Annotated in this window: 17 protein-coding genes, 3 tRNA genes and 2 rRNA genes; 13 read left to right on the forward strand and 9 right to left on the reverse strand. The window is 53.8% G+C overall.

Annotated features, from left to right (window positions below; all coding sequences use genetic code 11):
- The 5 genes from rrf (WCC56_RS13085) to dkgB form a co-directional block, all read left to right on the forward strand.
- Window positions 1-113 (forward strand): 5S ribosomal RNA (rrf, locus tag WCC56_RS13085); the annotation flags it as partial.
- A gap of 53 nt (window positions 114-166) precedes the next feature.
- Window positions 167-242: transfer RNA gene (locus tag WCC56_RS13090), tRNA-Thr, on the forward strand.
- 31 nt (window positions 243-273) lie between these two features.
- Window positions 274-389: ribosomal RNA gene (gene rrf, locus WCC56_RS13095) — 5S ribosomal RNA — on the forward strand.
- Between the two features lie 100 nt (window positions 390-489).
- Window positions 490-566 (forward strand) — tRNA-Asp (locus tag WCC56_RS13100).
- 168 nt (window positions 567-734) lie between these two features.
- Complete coding sequence (gene dkgB, locus WCC56_RS13105) at window positions 735-1,538, forward strand: 2,5-didehydrogluconate reductase DkgB (protein ID WP_424692792.1); 804 nt, start codon at window positions 735-737, stop codon at window positions 1,536-1,538.
- Window positions 1,539-1,565: 27 nt separating this feature from the next.
- Here the strand turns inward: dkgB and yafC are convergent, their stop codons facing one another.
- Window positions 1,566-2,468, reverse strand: coding sequence for a DNA-binding transcriptional regulator YafC (gene yafC, locus WCC56_RS13110; RefSeq protein WP_424692793.1), 903 nt, complete (start codon window positions 2,466-2,468; stop codon window positions 1,566-1,568).
- Between the two features lie 239 nt (window positions 2,469-2,707).
- Here yafC and WCC56_RS13115 point away from each other — a divergent pair, with 239 nt between their 5' ends.
- Both WCC56_RS13115 and WCC56_RS13120 read left to right on the forward strand, forming a co-directional pair.
- On the forward strand, window positions 2,708-3,511 hold the full coding sequence (locus tag WCC56_RS13115) for an endonuclease/exonuclease/phosphatase family protein (protein WP_424692794.1): 804 nt from the start codon (window positions 2,708-2,710) through the stop codon (window positions 3,509-3,511).
- Between the two features lie 81 nt (window positions 3,512-3,592).
- Complete coding sequence (locus WCC56_RS13120; RefSeq protein ID WP_424692795.1) at window positions 3,593-4,357, forward strand: class I SAM-dependent methyltransferase; 765 nt, start codon at window positions 3,593-3,595, stop codon at window positions 4,355-4,357.
- 58 nt (window positions 4,358-4,415) lie between these two features.
- Here WCC56_RS13120 and mltD read toward each other — a convergent pair whose 3' ends face one another.
- On the reverse strand, window positions 4,416-5,795 hold the full coding sequence (gene mltD / locus WCC56_RS13125) for a murein transglycosylase D (protein ID WP_424692796.1): 1,380 nt from the start codon (window positions 5,793-5,795) through the stop codon (window positions 4,416-4,418).
- A 70-nt stretch (window positions 5,796-5,865) separates the two neighbouring features.
- A complete protein-coding gene (gene gloB, locus WCC56_RS13130) occupies window positions 5,866-6,621 on the reverse strand; it encodes a hydroxyacylglutathione hydrolase (protein WP_424692907.1) in 756 nt (251 codons plus the stop codon).
- Window positions 6,622-6,665: 44 nt separating this feature from the next.
- Here gloB and WCC56_RS13135 point away from each other — a divergent pair, with 44 nt between their 5' ends.
- Complete coding sequence (locus WCC56_RS13135) at window positions 6,666-7,406, forward strand: class I SAM-dependent methyltransferase (RefSeq protein WP_424692797.1); 741 nt, start codon at window positions 6,666-6,668, stop codon at window positions 7,404-7,406.
- Here the strand turns inward: WCC56_RS13135 and rnhA are convergent.
- Entirely contained in the window at window positions 7,388-7,855 is a 468-nt protein-coding gene (rnhA, locus tag WCC56_RS13140; RefSeq protein WP_424692798.1) for a ribonuclease HI, read from the reverse strand. The genes WCC56_RS13135 and rnhA overlap by 19 nt on opposite strands.
- A gap of 51 nt (window positions 7,856-7,906) precedes the next feature.
- On the opposite strand from rnhA, the gene dnaQ reads away from it, so the two are divergent.
- Complete coding sequence (gene dnaQ / locus WCC56_RS13145; protein WP_424692799.1) at window positions 7,907-8,641, forward strand: DNA polymerase III subunit epsilon; 735 nt, start codon at window positions 7,907-7,909, stop codon at window positions 8,639-8,641.
- Between the two features lie 133 nt (window positions 8,642-8,774).
- Window positions 8,775-8,851 (forward strand) — tRNA-Asp (locus tag WCC56_RS13150).
- A 78-nt stretch (window positions 8,852-8,929) separates the two neighbouring features.
- On the opposite strand, the gene WCC56_RS13155 is transcribed toward WCC56_RS13150, so the two are convergent.
- A complete protein-coding gene (locus WCC56_RS13155; protein WP_424692800.1) occupies window positions 8,930-10,423 on the reverse strand; it encodes an NCS1 family nucleobase:cation symporter-1 in 1,494 nt (497 codons plus the stop codon).
- 144 nt (window positions 10,424-10,567) lie between these two features.
- On the opposite strand from WCC56_RS13155, the gene WCC56_RS13160 reads away from it, so the two are divergent.
- From WCC56_RS13160 to puuE, 3 genes are read left to right on the forward strand one after another with little or no spacing between them, the layout of a single operon-like run.
- Entirely contained in the window at window positions 10,568-11,287 is a 720-nt protein-coding gene (locus WCC56_RS13160) for a GntR family transcriptional regulator (RefSeq protein ID WP_424692801.1), read from the forward strand.
- Window positions 11,284-12,030 carry an allantoin racemase gene (hpxA, locus tag WCC56_RS13165; protein ID WP_424692802.1) on the forward strand — a complete coding sequence of 249 codons (747 nt, stop codon included), beginning with the start codon at window positions 11,284-11,286 and terminating at the stop codon, window positions 12,028-12,030. The genes WCC56_RS13160 and hpxA overlap by 4 nt, the downstream gene beginning before the upstream one ends.
- 26 nt (window positions 12,031-12,056) lie before the next feature.
- Entirely contained in the window at window positions 12,057-13,016 is a 960-nt protein-coding gene (gene puuE, locus WCC56_RS13170; protein WP_424692803.1) for an allantoinase PuuE, read from the forward strand.
- Window positions 13,017-13,183: 167 nt separating this feature from the next.
- On the opposite strand, the gene hpxZ is transcribed toward puuE, so the two are convergent.
- The 4 genes from hpxZ to WCC56_RS13190 are packed head-to-tail and all read right to left on the reverse strand — an operon-like array spanning window position 13,184 to window position 16,751.
- Complete coding sequence (gene hpxZ / locus WCC56_RS13175) at window positions 13,184-13,567, reverse strand: oxalurate catabolism protein HpxZ (RefSeq protein ID WP_424692804.1); 384 nt, start codon at window positions 13,565-13,567, stop codon at window positions 13,184-13,186.
- Window positions 13,567-14,967 (reverse strand): AtzE family amidohydrolase, encoded by a 1,401-nt coding sequence (locus tag WCC56_RS13180; RefSeq protein ID WP_424692805.1) that lies wholly within the window; start codon window positions 14,965-14,967, stop codon window positions 13,567-13,569. The genes hpxZ and WCC56_RS13180 overlap by 1 nt, the downstream gene beginning before the upstream one ends.
- Window positions 14,964-15,152 carry an oxalurate catabolism protein HpxX gene (gene hpxX, locus WCC56_RS13185; protein ID WP_424692806.1) on the reverse strand — a complete coding sequence of 63 codons (189 nt, stop codon included), beginning with the start codon at window positions 15,150-15,152 and terminating at the stop codon, window positions 14,964-14,966. The genes WCC56_RS13180 and hpxX overlap by 4 nt, the downstream gene beginning before the upstream one ends.
- Window positions 15,153-15,164: 12 nt before the next feature.
- Window positions 15,165-16,751, reverse strand: coding sequence for a gamma-glutamyltransferase family protein (locus WCC56_RS13190; RefSeq protein ID WP_424692807.1), 1,587 nt, complete (start codon window positions 16,749-16,751; stop codon window positions 15,165-15,167).
- Window positions 16,752-16,947 lie beyond the last annotated feature (196 nt).

Below are 16,947 nucleotides of genomic sequence, written 5' to 3' on the forward strand. Positions count from 1 at the left end.
GGCGGCTTTAGCGCGGTGGTCCCACCTGACCCCATGCCGAACTCAGAAGTGAAACGCCGTAGCGCCGATGGTAGTGTGGGGTCTCCCCATGCGAGAGTAGGGAACTGCCAGGCATCAATTTAGACCAATAAGCGTGAGTTAACCGCTTGTTGCAAGAAATAAGCGTGCTGATATGGCTCAGTTGGTAGAGCGCACCCTTGGTAAGGGTGAGGTCCCCAGTTCGACACTGGGTATCAGCACCAGTAATAAACCGATAACTCGGTAACAGATTTGCCAGGCGGCTTTAGCGCGGTGGTCACACCTGACCCCATGCCGAACTCAGAAGTGAAACGCCGTAGCGCCGATGGTAGTGTGGGGTCTCCCCATGCGAGAGTAGGGAACTGCCAGGCATCAATTCAGACCATTTATGGTCATGACCTTCCCGGTGACAGGGAAAGGGCGAAACACCTGATATCAGAAGCAACATTCTGAATTCAGTACAGAATCGGTGGAGCGGTAGTTCAGTTGGTTAGAATACCTGCCTGTCACGCAGGGGGTCGCGGGTTCGAGCCCCGTCCGTTCCGCCACTTAAACATGAGGCCCTGAGTCATAAGACTCAGGGCTTTTTTGTGTCTGTAATTTGTCTATTGTTGCTTAACAGACAAAGGTGTTGTGACTGTTAGCGGCTTTTTCGTCAATAATTCCTCTGTCATACTCTTCGCAACTTAGCAAACAACAGCAGTAAAAGAGGATTTATGACACTTCCAGCATTTGGTTTAGGCACCTTCCGCCTGCAGGGCGACGTGGTAATGGCTTCAGTGAAAAACGCGCTGGATCTTGGCTATCGTGTGATTGATACCGCCCAAATTTATGACAATGAAGCCGCTGTGGGTCAGGCTATCGCAGAGAGTGGAGTGGCACGCGACCAGCTGTTTATCACCACGAAAATTTGGGTGGAAAACCTCAGCGCAGAAGCAGTGATCCCAAGCCTTAAAGAGAGTCTAAGCAAGCTACGTACTGACTACGTGGATCTGACCTTGATTCACTGGCCATCACCAGGTGCGGCTGTCTCCGTAGCGGAAACCATGCAAGCGCTGGTTGCTGCTAAAGAAGCTGGTCTGACTCGCCAGATTGGAATTTCCAACTTCACTACAGCGTTGATGCAGCAAGCTATTGAGGCCGTGGGTGTTGAGCAGATCGCAACCAACCAAATCGAACTTCATCCTTACCTGCAAAACCGTAAGGTGGTAGATTTTGCTCGTGAGAAAGGTATCCACATCACCTCTTATATGACGTTGGCTTACGGTAAAGCGCTGAAAGAGCCGGTGATAATTGATATTGCCGCTAAGCATCAGGCTACGGCAGCTCAAGTAGTACTGGCATGGGCAATGCAGGAAGGGTGTGCGGTTATTCCTTCTTCTACTAAGCGAGCGAATCTGGAAAGCAATATGGCTTCAGTGGATCTTCGCCTTGATGCTGAGGATCTGGCGAAGATCGCCACATTGGATCGTGCAGAGCGTATGGTCAGCCCTGAAGGTCTGGCGCCAGACTGGGATTAATCCTCCAACCCGTCACTGCTGCGCTCTCTAAGCCCTGGGGAGCGCTGTTTTCACCCAATCATCCAGAAAATCGACAAATGAACGGATCCTCTTACTGACCGCCCGGTCGCTGTAATACACCGCGTTAAAAGGCATTCCTATTGGCAGGATCTTATCAGCCAGTAATTCCACTAACGTCCCCTGCTGAATTTCCTTATTAATCATGAACTCAGACAGACAAGCAATGCCGTTGCCGCCTAAGCAGAGATGCTTGATCGTTTCGCCGCTATTAGAGGTGGGATCTGCGGTGATGTCGTAGAGCTGTCCATCCGCTTTCGCAATCGGCCAACGGTTTAGGCTTAAGGGTTCAACAAACCCCATGCAGGTATGATTCGACAGGTCCTCTGAACACTGCGGTATTCCGTATTGCTGTAAGTAATCAGGACTGGCAACAATCTTGCGGTAGCTGGTGAAAAGAGGGCGGGCCCGCAAGCTAGAGTCCGTCAGGTTGCCTGCTCTGATAGCAATATCCACCTTCCTCTCTATCAGATTAATAAAGGTCTCGGAAGAAACCAGAGAAAGAGTGACTTCAGGATAGCGTTCCCGGAAGGGTTTGATCATCGGCATCAACAGGTGCAGGACGACCGGCGTAGCAGCATCAATCCGCAGCAAACCCTGTGGCACCTGTCGGCTTTCCATCAACTCGTTCTCCGCCGCGGCCATCTCCTGCAAAACAGACTGGACCCGACGAAAATAGATTTCACCCTCCTGAGTGAGGTTGACCTGCCTTGTGGTGCGGGTCAGTAACTCCACACCCAACTTAGTTTCCAGCTTTTTAACCGCCCGGCTCACGGCAGAGTTTGCCATTTCCAGCTGCTCTGCTGCCCGGCTGAAACTGCCGCTCTCAACAACGGCGACAAAAATTGCCAGTTCTTCTGAAGTGGCCTTCATTATTGCTCCTTGAGCAAAATTCTGCGGATTCTTTGAATTATTTTGTTATTTAAACATGCTCGGATCCTGAGCGCTATGAAAACTGAGCTGGCTATGAACAGGCAGATGCCACTGGCCTTGTTATCATTTGTTTACTGACTGAAGGCAGTTATTAGTTTGATCCGATTGAAAGTCACTCCTAAAGCCCCTATAACTGAGTGACGCTATGACTACTTCAGCAGTAAATAAGGCCCGTTAGAGTGCGAAAAAAGACCTATGCCATGAGATATGTAGCAGGACAGCCAGCGGAACGTATTTTTCCGCCTGGTGCAATGCTGCACGTTGGCGAAGCCTTGCCGCCGGGTACTCCCCTGACCACCGAATCCTCGCTGCGTGTGCTGGTGTGGAATATCTTCAAACAGCAGCGTGCCGACTGGCTCTCGGTTTTGCAGAATTTCGGTAAGGATGCGCATCTGGTGTTGTTGCAGGAAGCGCAAACCACACCGGAGCTGGTGCATTTTGCCACCACCAATTATCTGGCCGCCGATCAAGTGCCGGCCTTTGCTTTGCCTCAACATCCTTCTGGTGTGATGACGCTGGCTTCTGCCCATCCGGTTTATTGCTGCCCTCTGCGTGAAAGAGAACCTTTATTAAGGTTGTCTAAATCCGCCCTGGTAACGGCCTATGCGCTGCCAAATGAGCAGATGCTGATGGTGGTTAACATCCATGCCGTCAACTTCAGCCTGGGCATAGACGTCTACAGCAAACAGCTGGGGCCGATAGGTGAGCAGATTATTCATCATCAGGGGCCGGTAATCATGGCGGGAGACTTCAACGCCTGGAGCCGTCAGCGCATCAACGCGTTATATAATTTTGCCCGCGACATGGGGCTGGAAGAAGTAAGTTTTACCGACGATCACCGGCGCAAAGCTTTTGGTCGTCCGTTAGATTTTGTGTTTTACCGCGGATTGGGCGTGGCTGAAGCCTCCGTGCTGGTCACCCGCGCCTCCGATCACAATCCCCTACTCGTTGAATTCCATCCCGGTAAGCCTGCGCTTCTTTAGGGAATATCTGGCCTGCCGTCACGGGCAGGTCGACCAATCGTTCTGCCCATAACTCCAAAAATCAGTAAGGAACACAGAGATATGGCTACACATCATCACGATAACGTCGACAAACAGTTTGGTGACCAGGCAAGCGCCTATCTGAGCAGTGCCGTGCACGCCAGCGGCCGCGATTTAGTGCGTCTGGGTGAACGTCTGTTTGCAGAAAAGGATGCCCAGGTACTCGATTTGGGATGTGGTGGCGGACATGCCAGCTATGTGGCGGCTCAGCACGTAAAAAGTGTGGTGGCTTACGATCTCTCCGCGAAAATGCTAACGGTGGTGGCTGAAGCCGCAAAAGAGCGTGGCTATGAGCATCTGTCAACGGTGCAGGGATATGCGGAATACCTGCCTTTTGCAGACGAATCCTTTGATATCGTCATCAGCCGTTACTCAGCGCACCACTGGCATGATGTGGGGCGGGCACTGCGCGAAGTGAAGCGCATCCTGAGGCCAGGCGGTAAAGCGATCTTTATGGATGTGAATGCACCGGGCAATGCCGTGCTGGACATCTGGTTACAGACCGTTGAGGCGCTGCGAGACACTTCCCACGTGCGTGATTACAATCCGGGCGAATGGCTGACGATGTTCACTGAAGCCGGTTTGGCGATCGCCGCCGTTAGTCATGACCGACTGGATCTGGAGTTCAGCAGCTGGATTGAGCGGATGCGCACGCCAAAGGTCATGGCGGATGCCATCCGGGCTTACCAGCAGTCTGCTTCCGAAGAGGTGCAGCGCTACTATGCTCAGCAGCCGGACGGCAGTTTCAGTACTGACGTGATCTTTATTGAAGCGTTCAAACCTTAAGCCATCGGGGCATAAAAAAAGCCAATCGTGAGATTGGCTTTTTTATTGGTCATCAGTCTTAACTGTCTGGCGTGTTGGTGTTGGTCACAAACAGTGTCAGCTTATCGCCTGGCTGCAGGTTCTGTGAACCGCTGGTGTTCCAGCGCATCACATCCTTAATTTCAACACCGTGCCCTTTAGCAATGCTGGCCAGAGAATCACCTTTACGAACTTTATAGGTGATGCTGTTGCCATTATCGGCCAGTTTGGTCGCGTTGCCGCTACCGCCCGTGCTCAGGGTCTGTCCTGGTCTGATACTCGCGCCACGCAGGTTATTTGCGCGCTGCAGGTCTTTAACCGAGACATTCAGACGTTTGGCGATCCCAGACAGGGTATCGCCATTGCGAACCTTGTAAGAACCGGCTGTCGTGTTGTTAGCCAACGCGGTTGGCTGCACGGCAGCAATATCGCCTGTTGCCAGCGAGTTACGCAACTGCGCTACGTTTGACTTCGGTACCATAATGTACTGAGGTCCCCCTTTCGGTGCCGTAGTGCCGCGTTTGTAGCCCGCGTTAAAACTCTTCAGTTTACTCAGTGACATGCCCGACATTTCTGCCGCCTGCGTCAGTTCAATCTGTTGGCCTACCTCGACTCGCGCCAGAGCACGGGTTTCATTAGGCGCCGGCAGACGTAAACCGTAACGCTTGTTATTCTTCAGGATTTCACCCAAAGCCAACATTTTTGGCACGTAGACCGTGGTTTCGCGTGGCAGAGATAAATGCCAGAAGTCCGTCGGTTTCCCTCGGGCTTTGTTGGCTTTTACCGCTTTCATGACGCGTCCTTCACCGCTGTTATAGGCGGCGATGGTCAGTAACCAGTCACCGTCAAACATCTTGTTCAGACGTTCCATCATGTCCAGCGCAACCTTGGTGGAAGCCACAACATCGCGACGTCCGTCATACCACTGGTTCTGCTTAAGACCGTAGTTTCGCCCCGTCTGCGGTACAATCTGCCAGATGCCTGCGGCATTGGCGGCTGAGGTCGCATGGGGGTCAAAAGCGCTCTCCACTATGGGTAGTAGTACTAGTTCCATCGGCATTTTACGTTGCTTAATCTGCTCGACAATCCAGTACATATACGGCTCTGCCCGTAATGTTACATCGTGGAGATAGCTCTTGTTTCTTAAATATTTTTGTTTTTGTTCGCGTATCCGGGCATTTTCCGGAACCTTCATCTTCAGCTCGGTACTGATGAGATTCCACAAATCTTTATCCTGCGTAACGCTGGTTCCATCATCCTGCCAACGCGGGGATAACAACCGATCTGTGTCCTGCTCTGCTTCATTCTGACCTGCTGAAGACAAACTCTGTGCATGCTGTTCAGGGATGTTGGTGTCATGCTTTGACGCCTGACAACCCACCAGCAAGACCGAGGCGAGTAATATCGCTTTAGCCTTCATATGTGTGTCATTCTTCGCTTAAAAGACGAGCAACTATACTTGCTCGCCCATAGCAACACAACCGGAAAAATCAAAAACGGTCTTTCTTCTCGCGTAGAGTTGCAAATACTTGCCACTCATGTTGTGGAGATGTTTCATAACCGATAAGTCTTTGCAATTCATGCTCTTGCGTTCTTAGAAAAACATTAATTTGTCGCTCTAATTCCAGCTTTGTGGGCACGGAAACGCCGTTTTTCGCGCGTAACTCCTTAATATCACGGTAATAGCTCTCTATCTTCGTATCCTGCGGTAAAAGGGCATGCGCAAAGGTTAAGTTTGATAAAGTATACTCATGCGCGCAACATATCAGAGTGTCGGCGGGAAGCTGGTTAAGCTTCTGAAATGATTCGTACATTTGCTCTGGTGTGCCTTCGAATAATCTGCCGCAGCCGCCAGAGAACATTGTATCGCCGCAGAAAAGGTAAGGGGAGCTGAAATATGAGATGTGTCCTAAAGTGTGCCCTGGTGTGTATATCACGCTGAATTCGGTATTCAGCACAGTGATTTTATCCCCTTCACTGACGATCTCTGTCGCGCCTTTTTCGGCGGTTTCGTTGGGTCCATAGACCACCATGTCCGGGTATTTTTGCAGCAGGTCTTTCACCCCGCCAACATGATCGTGATGATGATGAGTGAGCAGGATCGCCACTGGCTGCCAGTGATTTTTTGCCAGAACGGCAAGCACTGGAGCCGCTTCGCCTGGGTCAACGATCAGGCACTGCCCCTGTTCGTTATTTAATGTCCAGATGTAGTTGTCCTGAAGTGCCGGAATGCTGGTAAGATTCATCATCGCCTCTATTATTGGCTGAAATGGAAAGAAGATGGTAAAGCATGAAGCCCGCTAAAACACGCCAAATTCGTCAGGTGCCAGACTCGTGGGCGGAGATCCCATGGGGGGAGTTTTATCGTGATGCCCTCAACAAGCACCTGCAGCCTTGCCTCGCCAAACTCTACGGTTTTCACCTGCTAAAGGTGGGACATCTTAGCGCTGAAATTGACACGGAAAGCTGTGGTATCTCGCATCAGGTGAATGTCGGGCTGAGCGGGGAAGATCTGCATGTCAAAGCCGATCCAATGAGTCTGCCTTTTGAGTCTAAATCCGTTGATGCCTGCCTGCTGGCGCACTGTCTGGCGTGGAGCAGCGATCCACACCGCATTCTGCGGGAAGTGGATCGAGTGCTGATCGACGACGGTTGGATCATCATCAGCGGCTTCAACCCCTTCAGCGTGTTGGGGATAGGAAAACTGATCCCTGGCATTCATAAACGAGTGCCGTGGAACAGCCGGATGTTTACGCAGATGCGGCTAATGGACTGGCTGAGCCTGCTGAATTACGAAGTGGTTCAGCGGACGCGGTTCCAGGTTGTGCCGTGGAACCGGCAGGGCGGGAAAGTGATCAGCACCCATTTTCCAGCGCTGGGTTGCCTGAGCATTATTGTGGCGCGCAAGCGCACCTTCCCGTTGATCATGAATCCGGCCAAACGAGCTGCGGCGAAAAGAAGGATCACTTCGGCGGTTGGTGCGACCAGCCAGTTTCGCACCAGGCAGCGACATCAGGATTCTGACTTGTAGCCCACATCTTCCTGAGTAGGGTTGCCTGCGGCCGCGCGGGCTAACTCGTCACACTGTTCGTTCTCAACGTGTCCTGCATGTCCTTTTACCCATTCCCATTTGATTTCATGATGGCTGAGGGCACTGTCCAGTCGCTTCCAGAGGTCGACATTCTTCACCGGTTTTTTATCGGTCGTTTTCCAGCCGCGCTTTTTCCAGTTATGGATCCAGGTGGTAATTCCCTGACGGACGTACTGGCTGTCGGTACTTAACACCACTTCGCACTTCTGAGTTAAGGCTTCCAGCGCGACGATGGCGGCCATCAACTCCATGCGGTTATTGGTGGTTAAAAAATAGCCTTCACTGAAGGTTTTTTCGTGCTTACCATAGCGTAAGATAGCGCCATAACCGCCCGGTCCGGGGTTGCCAAGGCAAGAACCGTCGGTGAAAATTTCTACCTGCTTAGTCATCTCTGGTAGACTCCCTGCTGAAAAACGCCAAGTCTGACATAAACGGGTCCTATGAGCACAGTAAATACAACGCGTCAGATCGTACTCGATACTGAAACCACCGGTATGAACATGATTGGGGTGCACTATGAAGGGCATCGCATCATTGAAATCGGTGCCGTTGAGGTAGTGAACCGCCGTCTGACAGGCAATAACTACCATGTTTATCTCAAGCCCGATCGGCTGGTGGATCCTGAAGCCTTCGGCGTGCACGGCATTGCCGATGAGTTCCTCGCAGATAAACCCACGTTTGCCGACATAGCCGATGGCTTTCTTGAATATATTGATGGCGCAGAACTGGTGATCCACAACGCGTCGTTTGATATCGGCTTTATGGACTACGAGTTTGCCAAGCTTGGGCGCAGCATTCCGAAGACAGAAACCTTTTGCCGCATCACCGACAGTCTGGCGATGGCCCGTAAAATGTTCCCCGGTAAGCGAAACAGCCTGGATGCGCTCTGCTCACGTTATGAAATAGATAACACCAAACGAACCCTGCACGGCGCACTGCTGGACTCCGAAATTCTGGCTGAAGTGTTCCTGGCGATGACCGGCGGTCAGACGTTACTGAAGTTTTCGATGGAAGGCGATCAGCAGCAGCAAAGCAACGGGGATACTGTCCACCGTATTACGCGTCCGGCTTCGGGTTTAGTGGTGTTATCCGCCAGCGAAGCGGAAAACATGGCGCATGAAGAGCGGCTGGATCTGGTGATGAAGAAGGGCGGAAGCTGCCTCTGGCGCGCATAAGTGCTGAAAAGTTCAGATTAAATCAGTGAAAAGGCGAAAAAACAGGCAGTCGATCGAAAACCCCTATAAAAAGCGTTGACGGGGGGGAGGGCTCACCGTAATATTCGCCCCGTTCCCGACGGGGAACATCGGTGGAGCGGTAGTTCAGTTGGTTAGAATACCTGCCTGTCACGCAGGGGGTCGCGGGTTCGAGCCCCGTCCGTTCCGCCAAGTATCCAGAAAGCCTGATTCAGTAATGAATCAGGCTTTCGTCGTTTCAGAGGCCAGAAAAAATCCGGCCCCTACTTTTTACCTCTTCTCTACAGCAACCTTACCGCCAAAGCTCTGGCTGCTGACCACACGATCCTCACGAGCAATCCAGCGATAGAATCCACCGGCCAGCGCTACGCCGATAAACCAGCTGAAGTTGGCCACTTCATGCAGGGAAGGGATAAAGCTGATCACCAGACCAATCAACACCGAAGGCACCAGCGCCACGATGGCTTTTGGGTTGAATCCGCCGCGATACCAGTACTGGCCCTGTGGCGTGTCATCAAACAGATCCTTCACGGAAATCTGGCTGCGCTTAATCAGATAGAAGTCGCAAAGCAGGATACCGAACAGCGGGCCAATGAACGCGCCCAGCACATCCAGCGTGTAGTGAATCAGTTCAGGTGACTGGAACAGGTTCCACGGCGTTAACAGCACAGAACCGACGGCGGCAATCATCCCGCCGGTGCGGAAACTGATTTTCTGCGGTGAGCAGTTGGAGAAGTCGAAAGCCGGGGAAACAAAGTTAGCGACGATATTGATACCGATAGTCGCGGTGATCATCGTCAGCAGACCAATGGCTACCGCCAGATCGTTGCCCACACGGCTGACCGTTTCAATCGGGTCAGTGATCATATGGCCGAACAGTGACTGAGTTCCGGAAACAATCACTACGGTAACCACAGAGAACAGCAGGAAGTTGAACGGCAGGCCCCAGCGGTTGCCGCGACGGATTTCGCCCATGCTCTTGCCGTAACGTGAAAAGTCGCCGAAATTCAGTAGCGGGCCAGAGAAATAGGAAACCACCAGCGCTGTAGCGGTAATCATCTCCCAGATTTGCTGACCTCCGGTCAGTTGCTTGCTGGCCAGCGTCAGTGAAATACCGTCAAAGCCCGTCTTGTACACAATCCAACCGGCCAGAGCCACCATCACCACATAGACCGCAGGTCCGGCGATATCGATAAAGCGCTTAATGGCGCTCATGCCGTGCCAGAACACCATTGCCTGTGCCAGCCACATAATGCCGAAGCAAATCCAGCCAAGCTGAGACAAACCAAGCCAGGAAGCGTGGGTCATTGTAGCCAGAGAAGGCCAGAACTTCAGTGACACCAGCATCAGGGCATTGGCGGCAAGATAGGTTTGGATCCCGTACCAGGCAAAGGCAATCAGCCCGCGAATGACTGCCGGGATGTTGGCACCAAACACGCCAAAGGCCTGACGGCAGATAACGGCATAAGGGACGCCCGCCATCTGGCTGGGTTTGGCGACGAGGTTGGCACAGATTTGCACGATGCAGATACCGACCAGCAGGCAAAGCAGGACCTGCCAGCTAGCCAGACCGAGCGTAAAGAAGCTCGCTGCTACCACGTAGCCTCCCATACTGTGCACATCAGACATCCAGAAAGAAAAGATGTTGTACCAGCTCCAGTTCTGGTCGCGAGTAGGCGCCAGGTCTTCGTTACACAGCCGTGGGCTGTAGTTTGCGTGGGCTTCAACCGCCGACGCCTGGGTGACATTCTGACTATTTGGCATGAAACCTGCTCCTGTGAAGGGTACTAAACGCAAATCGGTTTAAGGGGACATTGCAGGAATCAGGCCAAAATCGTTTTCTTGTATACAAAACTTGATAATCATGTGTACGATTCTTTACGGAACTGATGTTTACCGGAGTAGGTAATGAAGAGTGAAACCGGCCTGAAAACGGCCTCTGACCTGAACGACAAGGACGAGCCTATCTATCAGGCGTTGATGTCGGCCATTGTGGAGCACCAGCTGCCGCCGGGCAGTAAGCTGCCGGAAGAAGCGCTGGCTGATGTGTTTGGCATCAGTCGCACCGGGATCCGCAAGGTGCTTCAGCGCCTCGCCGCGGTGCAAATGATCGTCCTCACGCCCAAACGTGGTGCACAGGTAGCGACGCCTTCGGTGGAAGAAGCTCAGGATATTTTTCGCACCCGTGCCTTAATTGAATGCGCCAATCTGCCCGCTATCCTCGAACGCTGTCAGTCCACGCATCTGGTGGCGCTGGAGAAGCTGAATCGCCAGGAGCAACAGGCTCACGAGGCGCATGACGGGCCGGCCGCGATCCGTCTTTCCGCTGCTTTTCATATTCAGCTGCAGGCCATCTCCGGCAATCAAGTGCTGACTGAAATGGTCACGCGCTTAACTCAGCGATCTTCTTTGGTGATTGCGGCTTATGGCGCGCCGTGGCAGCAGGGCTGTCGCTGTGACGACCACGATCGGCTGATTGAGCTGCTGAGACAAAAAGCGCTGCAGCCTCTGTCTGACTCAATGCAGCAACATTTCGATCATATTGTGGCCAGTCTGCACTTTGAACGCAGTGGTGAGCTGCTGCCTGATTTTGGCCGCTTGTTTGCAGGCTTTGGAGTGAAAGCATGACGGCGAAGCAGATCATTCAGGTGATCAACCCGAACACCAGCCAGGCGATGACCGAGACGATTGGCGCTGCTGCGCGCGCCGTCGCTGCGCCAGGTACAGAGATTCTGGCGGTTTGTCCTTCACAGGGCGTGCCGTCTATCGAAGGTCATTTTGATGAAGCCATCGCCGCCATTGGTGTGCTGGAACAGATTAAGGCCGGTCGCGAGCAGGGCGTCAGCGGGCATGTTATCGCCTGCTTTGGTGATCCTGGTTTATTAGCCGCGCGAGAACTGGCTCAGGGGCCGGTGATTGGCATCGCGGAAGCCGCGATGCATATGGCCACGATGGTGGCGACACGCTTCTCCATTGTCACTACTTTGCCGCGCACGGTAATCATTGCACGACATTTGCTACAGCAGTATGGCTTTGAACAGCATTGCGCCGCGCTACACGCCATCGATTTGCCGGTGTTGGCACTGGAAGATGGTACCGGTCTCGCACAGGAGAAAGTGCGCGAAGGCTGTATACAAGCCAAGCGGCTGGATGGCAGCGGAGCCATTGTGCTCGGCTGCGGTGGTATGGCCACACTGGCGCGAGAATTAACGCTTGAGTTGGGCATCCCGGTCATTGATGGCGTGGGAGCGGCAGTAAAAATGGTGGAGTCGCTGGTGGCGTTGGGGTTATCGACCAGCAAACACGGCGACCTGGACTATCCTGTAAGAAAACACCTGTCGGGGCAGTTTGCCTCTCTGAAACTGGATTGAGTCGTTCCGACATAAGGACTTTGACCATGAATGATGCCGTAGAGAAAAAAGAGTACAGCTTCAATAAAAACTACCCTCGTGATCTTCGCGGGTATGCGGGCAATCCTCCCCACGCCGCCTGGCCGGGCAAAGCGCGGATCGCCGTGCAGTTTGTGCTGAACTATGAAGAAGGCGCAGAGAACAACGTGCTGCACGGTGACGCTGGTTCCGAGCAGTTCCTTTCCGATATCATCGGCGCGGCGAGCTATCCAGAGCGGCATATGTCGATGGACTCGCTGTATGAATACGGTTCGCGTGCCGGTTTCTGGCGCATCCACAATGAGTTTCAGAAGCGTGGTTTGCCGTTAACGGTGTTTGGTGTGGCGATGGCACTGGCGCGTCATCCTGAAATCGTGGAAGCGATCAAAGAAGCCGATTACGACGTGGTGAGCCACGGCTGGCGCTGGATCCACTATCAGTCAATGGATCCTAAAGCGGAACGCCAGCACATGCAGCAGGCGGTGGACACCTTAAAAGATCTGTTTGGTAAAGCGCCAACAGGTTGGTATACCGGGCGAGACAGCCCTAACACCCGCAGGCTGGTGGTTGAGCAGGGCGGATTTACTTACGACAGCGATTATTACGGCGATGATTTGCCGTTCTGGACTCAGGTCACCTGTCAGGATGGCACGGTGAAGCCCCATCTGATCATCCCGTACACGCTGGAAACTAACGATATGCGCTTTGCCACGCCGCAGGGCTTTAACACCGCAGAGCAGTTTTACACCTATCTGAAAGACAGCTTTGATGTGCTGTATGACGAGGGCGAAACCTCGCCGAAGATGTTATCGATTGGTATGCACTGTCGCCTGCTGGGGCGGCCTGGTCGTTTCAAAGCGTTGTTGCGCTTCCTCGATCATATTCAGCAGCATGAAAACGTCTGGATCTGTACCCGCCAGCAAATCGCCGAGCACTGGGTGAAAACCCATCCGGCGCCCGAAGCCTGAGTTTCTCTTAAGTCGCGATGTGCAGAGCGGTAAATGACACGACCTCCAGCAAGCGGAGGTCGTTTTATGGCAGTCAGTTACAGCATGATCCCTGAATATTTACGTAGCGAGACATTCAAATCTAAAAATACTGCGGGGAATGGGCGGAATGATCCGCCCGAAAAATGTCAGACCATCAAACTGACCTGAGCCGCCACGATGCGCCACCCACAAGGCAGCTTGACCCACGTCTGCTGCTGGCGGCCAATCTTATCCGTCCCTTCACGGGTGAACTCGGTGCTGCAAACCGCATAATCTTCGCCAAAGGTGGTGATCACCGTGTTGCGAAGATCCCGATTCAGACCTTGTGAGGGCCGTGAAGCGCGATATTCGCGGATCTGCTCAATGCCATACAAATTCTCCCCGGCACCTAAGCGCACGGTACGATCGTCGTGCCAGAACAACTCATCCAGCACCGCCGTATTATTGCTGATTAAGGCTTCTTCGTAACGGTAAAAAGCCGCAGTGACTTCAGCCAGAATTGCCGGGCGATCGATATATTCACTCTTCATTATTTTGTGCTCAAGTTAGCTGGGGCTGCTAGCGCAATACCCATTTTTTCCAGTGCCCAGGCCGCGCGCAAACAAGCCTCTTCTTTGAAAGGTGCCGCAATCAATTGCAGACCCAGAGGTAAACCGCCAGGCGTTTGCAGTGGCACGGTGGTCACCGGCAGGCCAAGGAACGAAATTGGTTGAGTCAGCATTCCCATGCTGGCGCGGATCGGCAGATCGGTGCCATTGATGTGCATCGTTTCCTGGCCGATCGGCGTAGCCGTACTCGGTGTAGCAGGGGCAATCAACACATCAAACTGCTCAAACAGCGGCAAGACCTGCTGCCTGAAGTGATGGCGGAAACGCTGTGCCTGCACATACCAGGCGGACGGGATCATCGCACCGGCAAGCAGACGCTCACGCGACAAAGGCTCGAAACGTTCAGGCATCGTGCGCAGCGCTGGCAAATACTGGTTGCCGCCTTCAGAGGCGGTGATAATAAACGCCGCAGTGCGCGCCAGTTCAGCTTCCGGGAACAGCACTTCATCCTGAGCATTCAGGGCTTTCGCGGCAACCGCGACGGCGGCTCGCGCTTCGTCACTGCACCAGGTCTGGAAATAGCCGCCCAGAACGCCACAGCGCAGGCCTTCAAGTCCGTGTTCCAGCAGGCGATGAGCGGGGTGAATCGCTTTTTCCGCCTGGAAGCTGTCCAGCGGATCTCGCCCTTGCAGGACATCGTAAACCACGGCCAGGTCTTCAACCGAACGGGCAAAAGGACCGATATGATCAAGACTGGCGACAAAAGGATGGCTGCCACTGCGGGAGAGACGACCAAAGGTGGGTTTCAGGCCGAAGATGCCACACAGTGAAGCAGGCACGCGGATGGAACCATTAGTGTCCGTTCCCAGCGAAAAGTTAACCAGACCAGCGGCAACCGCGGCAGCAGAACCACCAGAAGATCCTCCGGCAATCCGCTTCACATCACGTGGGTTTTTAGTCGCGCCGTAATGGGTGTTCTCGGTGGTGAAGCCGTAAGCATAGGCATCCATATTCAGCATGCCGGAGAGCAGGGCACCCGATTCCGCCAGCTTGTTAACAGCGAAACCATCCTGTTTGGCTGCCTGTCGATCGCTGAACAGGCTGGCACCAGCAAGGGTAGAGTGACCGGCAACATCAAACAGATTTTTCACCGCGTAAGGCACGGCGGCCAGCGGAGGCAGTTGGCGTCCCTCTTTACGCAGACGATCGAGGCGATCGGCTTCGTTCAACATGCGATCCTGCGTCACTTCAGTCCAGGCGTTGATCGCTGGATTGGTCGCTTCAATGTTGCTCAGCGTCTGCTGTGCAATTTCACGGGCGCTTAACTCGCCTTTCGTCAGCGCGCCCTGAAGCTCTTTAATGGTCAATGAGGCCGGATTCATGCTTTATACACTCCTGCCACTTCCAGACGGTCATCCAGTGGGAAGGCCATCAGCGGCGCGGCCATCCCGGCGATACGGGTAAACTGTATTAGCAGTTCGGCACGTCGCTCATCATCCAACGGAACGCCCAGAACCTGCTCCATTTGTGCCACATAGGCTGCCCAGTCGGGCGAAGTTTGCTTCATGATCTTCTCCTGTTAAAAACCGGCAGCGCTGCCGTTGCTTCTTGGATCACAGGCCCCTTCCAGCATACCGTTGGTATGACGGACAATGGCTCCGGCGTGGCCAACGGCCTCGCTGTAGTCAGGCAGAGCTTCAACCTCATGACCCAATGCGCGAAGTTGTGCAAAAGTCTCAGCGGAAAAACGGCTTTCCAGCTTCAGCGAATCTGAAGACTGGCCCCAGGTGCGGCCCAGCAACCAGCGCGGTGCGCTGATGCACTGCTGAAGCGGCATGCCCTGAACAACATGACGGGTGAAAATAGCCGCCTGAGTCTGCGGTTGCCCGTCTCCCCCCATCGAACCATACACCAGGGTGCGGCCATCATTCAGGCGTGCAGCCGCCGGATTGAGCGTGTGGAACGGCTGCTTTCCTGGCACCAACGTTAACAGATGATCGGGATCGAGGCTGAAGGCCGCGCCCCGGTTCTGCCAGGTAATCCCGGTGTCTGGCAGCACCACACCGCTGCCAAACTCGTGATAAATACTCTGAATAAAGGACACAGCCATGCCGCTGCTGTCCATCACGCCCATCCAGACAGTGTCGCCAGGGCCTTTGCCTGTTCCCCAGGGGGCGGCTTTCTGATCATCGATTTTTTCGGCCATCGTTGCCAGCACATCAGAATCCAGCAGCGCCTGCATCTCTTCGCTCATGTGCAGCGGATCGGTGAGGTAGCGATCGCGCAGGCTGAAGGCGAGTTTGGTCGCTTCCACAATGCGGTGCACGGTCTGTGCTTCATCGGCTTCGGCCATATTTAACCGGTCGGTAATGCCCAGAATCGCCAGAGACACCAGCCCTTGAGTTGGCGGCGTCATATTGTAGACCTCGCCATACTCATGCTGAATACGCAGCGGAGTCCGGCGTTTAGCTCGGTGATTATTCAAATCTTCCAGGGTAACAGGCATCCCCAGACGCGACATCTCGCTGGCCAGTTTGTTGGCAAGCGGACCACGATAAAAACTTTCCAGCCCGTCTTCAGTCAGCAGGCTGAGCGTATTTGCCAGATCTGGCTGGGTGAAACGGCTTCCTGCTTTCGGCACTTCGCCATCCGGCAAATAGGTGTGAGCAAAGCCAGGCTGCTTAGCGAGTTCATGGTATTTGCTTTCGGTGGCGGAAGACTGTGACTGAGTGACAGGAATGCCATCGGCAGCATAGCGAATGGCATCAGCAAGCAGTCTGGCAACCGGGGTAGGCGTGCCGCCAAACTCCGCCGAGACGTTTAATGCTTCAGCCCAACCGCTGACGGTGCCGGCTACGGTCAGCGCGGCTTTAGGGCCACGATGGGGAATAGCGGCAGCCCCTTCGTAGAAGGCGAGGTCGGCCAGCGATCCGGCGGCCCCGCTGGCATCAATGGCGATCGGCTCGCCCTGCGGTGGGACGATCAACCAAAAGCCGTCTCCTCCCAGACCGTTCATGTGCGGGTAAACCACGGCAATTGTGGCGGCTGCGGCCACCATCGCCTCAATGGCATTGCCTCCTTCACGTAAGACAGCCAGCGCGCTTTCGCTTGCCAGATGGTGCGGAGCCACGGCCATGCCCAGCGGGGCGATATTACTCTGAATCATTCCAGTCTCTTTTTTTAGGGTTACAGGGGAACAAGGAAGCAAGAGATGTTCCAGTTTGTCAGGTTGCAGGTTCTTAGCCGTGGAAAACTGCCGGGCGTAGCGGAAGAGAGAGACAAAATTCTCGTCTGACGGCAGAATGGTTTTTCCCGGATGGGCACGTTATTTGTATATGTTAGGTTCTCTGAAACAAAAGTTA

Source organism: Erwinia sp. (assembly GCF_049696395.1).
Lineage (GTDB): Bacteria > Pseudomonadota > Gammaproteobacteria > Enterobacterales > Enterobacteriaceae > Erwinia.

What these genes read in the sequence shown, in the direction of transcription:
- gloB (WP_424692907.1), bottom strand. Translation starts at nt 6,621, where the DNA reads ATGAATCTTACCAGCATTCCGGCACTTCAGGACAACTACATCTGGACA.
- hpxA (WP_424692802.1), top strand. Translation starts at nt 11,284, where the DNA reads ATGACGGCGAAGCAGATCATTCAGGTGATCAACCCGAACACCAGCCAG.
- WCC56_RS13120 (WP_424692795.1), top strand. Translation starts at nt 3,593, where the DNA reads ATGGCTACACATCATCACGATAACGTCGACAAACAGTTTGGTGACCAG.
- WCC56_RS13135 (WP_424692797.1), top strand. Translation starts at nt 6,666, where the DNA reads ATGAAGCCCGCTAAAACACGCCAAATTCGTCAGGTGCCAGACTCGTGG.
- yafC (WP_424692793.1), bottom strand. Translation starts at nt 2,468, where the DNA reads ATGAAGGCCACTTCAGAAGAACTGGCAATTTTTGTCGCCGTTGTTGAG.
- rnhA (WP_424692798.1), bottom strand. Translation starts at nt 7,855, where the DNA reads ATGACTAAGCAGGTAGAAATTTTCACCGACGGTTCTTGCCTTGGCAAC.
- dkgB (WP_424692792.1), top strand. Translation starts at nt 735, where the DNA reads ATGACACTTCCAGCATTTGGTTTAGGCACCTTCCGCCTGCAGGGCGAC.
- WCC56_RS13190 (WP_424692807.1), bottom strand. Translation starts at nt 16,751, where the DNA reads ATGATTCAGAGTAATATCGCCCCGCTGGGCATGGCCGTGGCTCCGCAC.
- mltD (WP_424692796.1), bottom strand. Translation starts at nt 5,795, where the DNA reads ATGAAGGCTAAAGCGATATTACTCGCCTCGGTCTTGCTGGTGGGTTGT.
- WCC56_RS13180 (WP_424692805.1), bottom strand. Translation starts at nt 14,967, where the DNA reads ATGAATCCGGCCTCATTGACCATTAAAGAGCTTCAGGGCGCGCTGACG.
- puuE (WP_424692803.1), top strand. Translation starts at nt 12,057, where the DNA reads ATGAATGATGCCGTAGAGAAAAAAGAGTACAGCTTCAATAAAAACTAC.
- hpxZ (WP_424692804.1), bottom strand. Translation starts at nt 13,567, where the DNA reads ATGAAGAGTGAATATATCGATCGCCCGGCAATTCTGGCTGAAGTCACT.
- WCC56_RS13160 (WP_424692801.1), top strand. Translation starts at nt 10,568, where the DNA reads ATGAAGAGTGAAACCGGCCTGAAAACGGCCTCTGACCTGAACGACAAG.
- hpxX (WP_424692806.1), bottom strand. Translation starts at nt 15,152, where the DNA reads ATGAAGCAAACTTCGCCCGACTGGGCAGCCTATGTGGCACAAATGGAG.
- WCC56_RS13155 (WP_424692800.1), bottom strand. Translation starts at nt 10,423, where the DNA reads ATGCCAAATAGTCAGAATGTCACCCAGGCGTCGGCGGTTGAAGCCCAC.
- dnaQ (WP_424692799.1), top strand. Translation starts at nt 7,907, where the DNA reads ATGAGCACAGTAAATACAACGCGTCAGATCGTACTCGATACTGAAACC.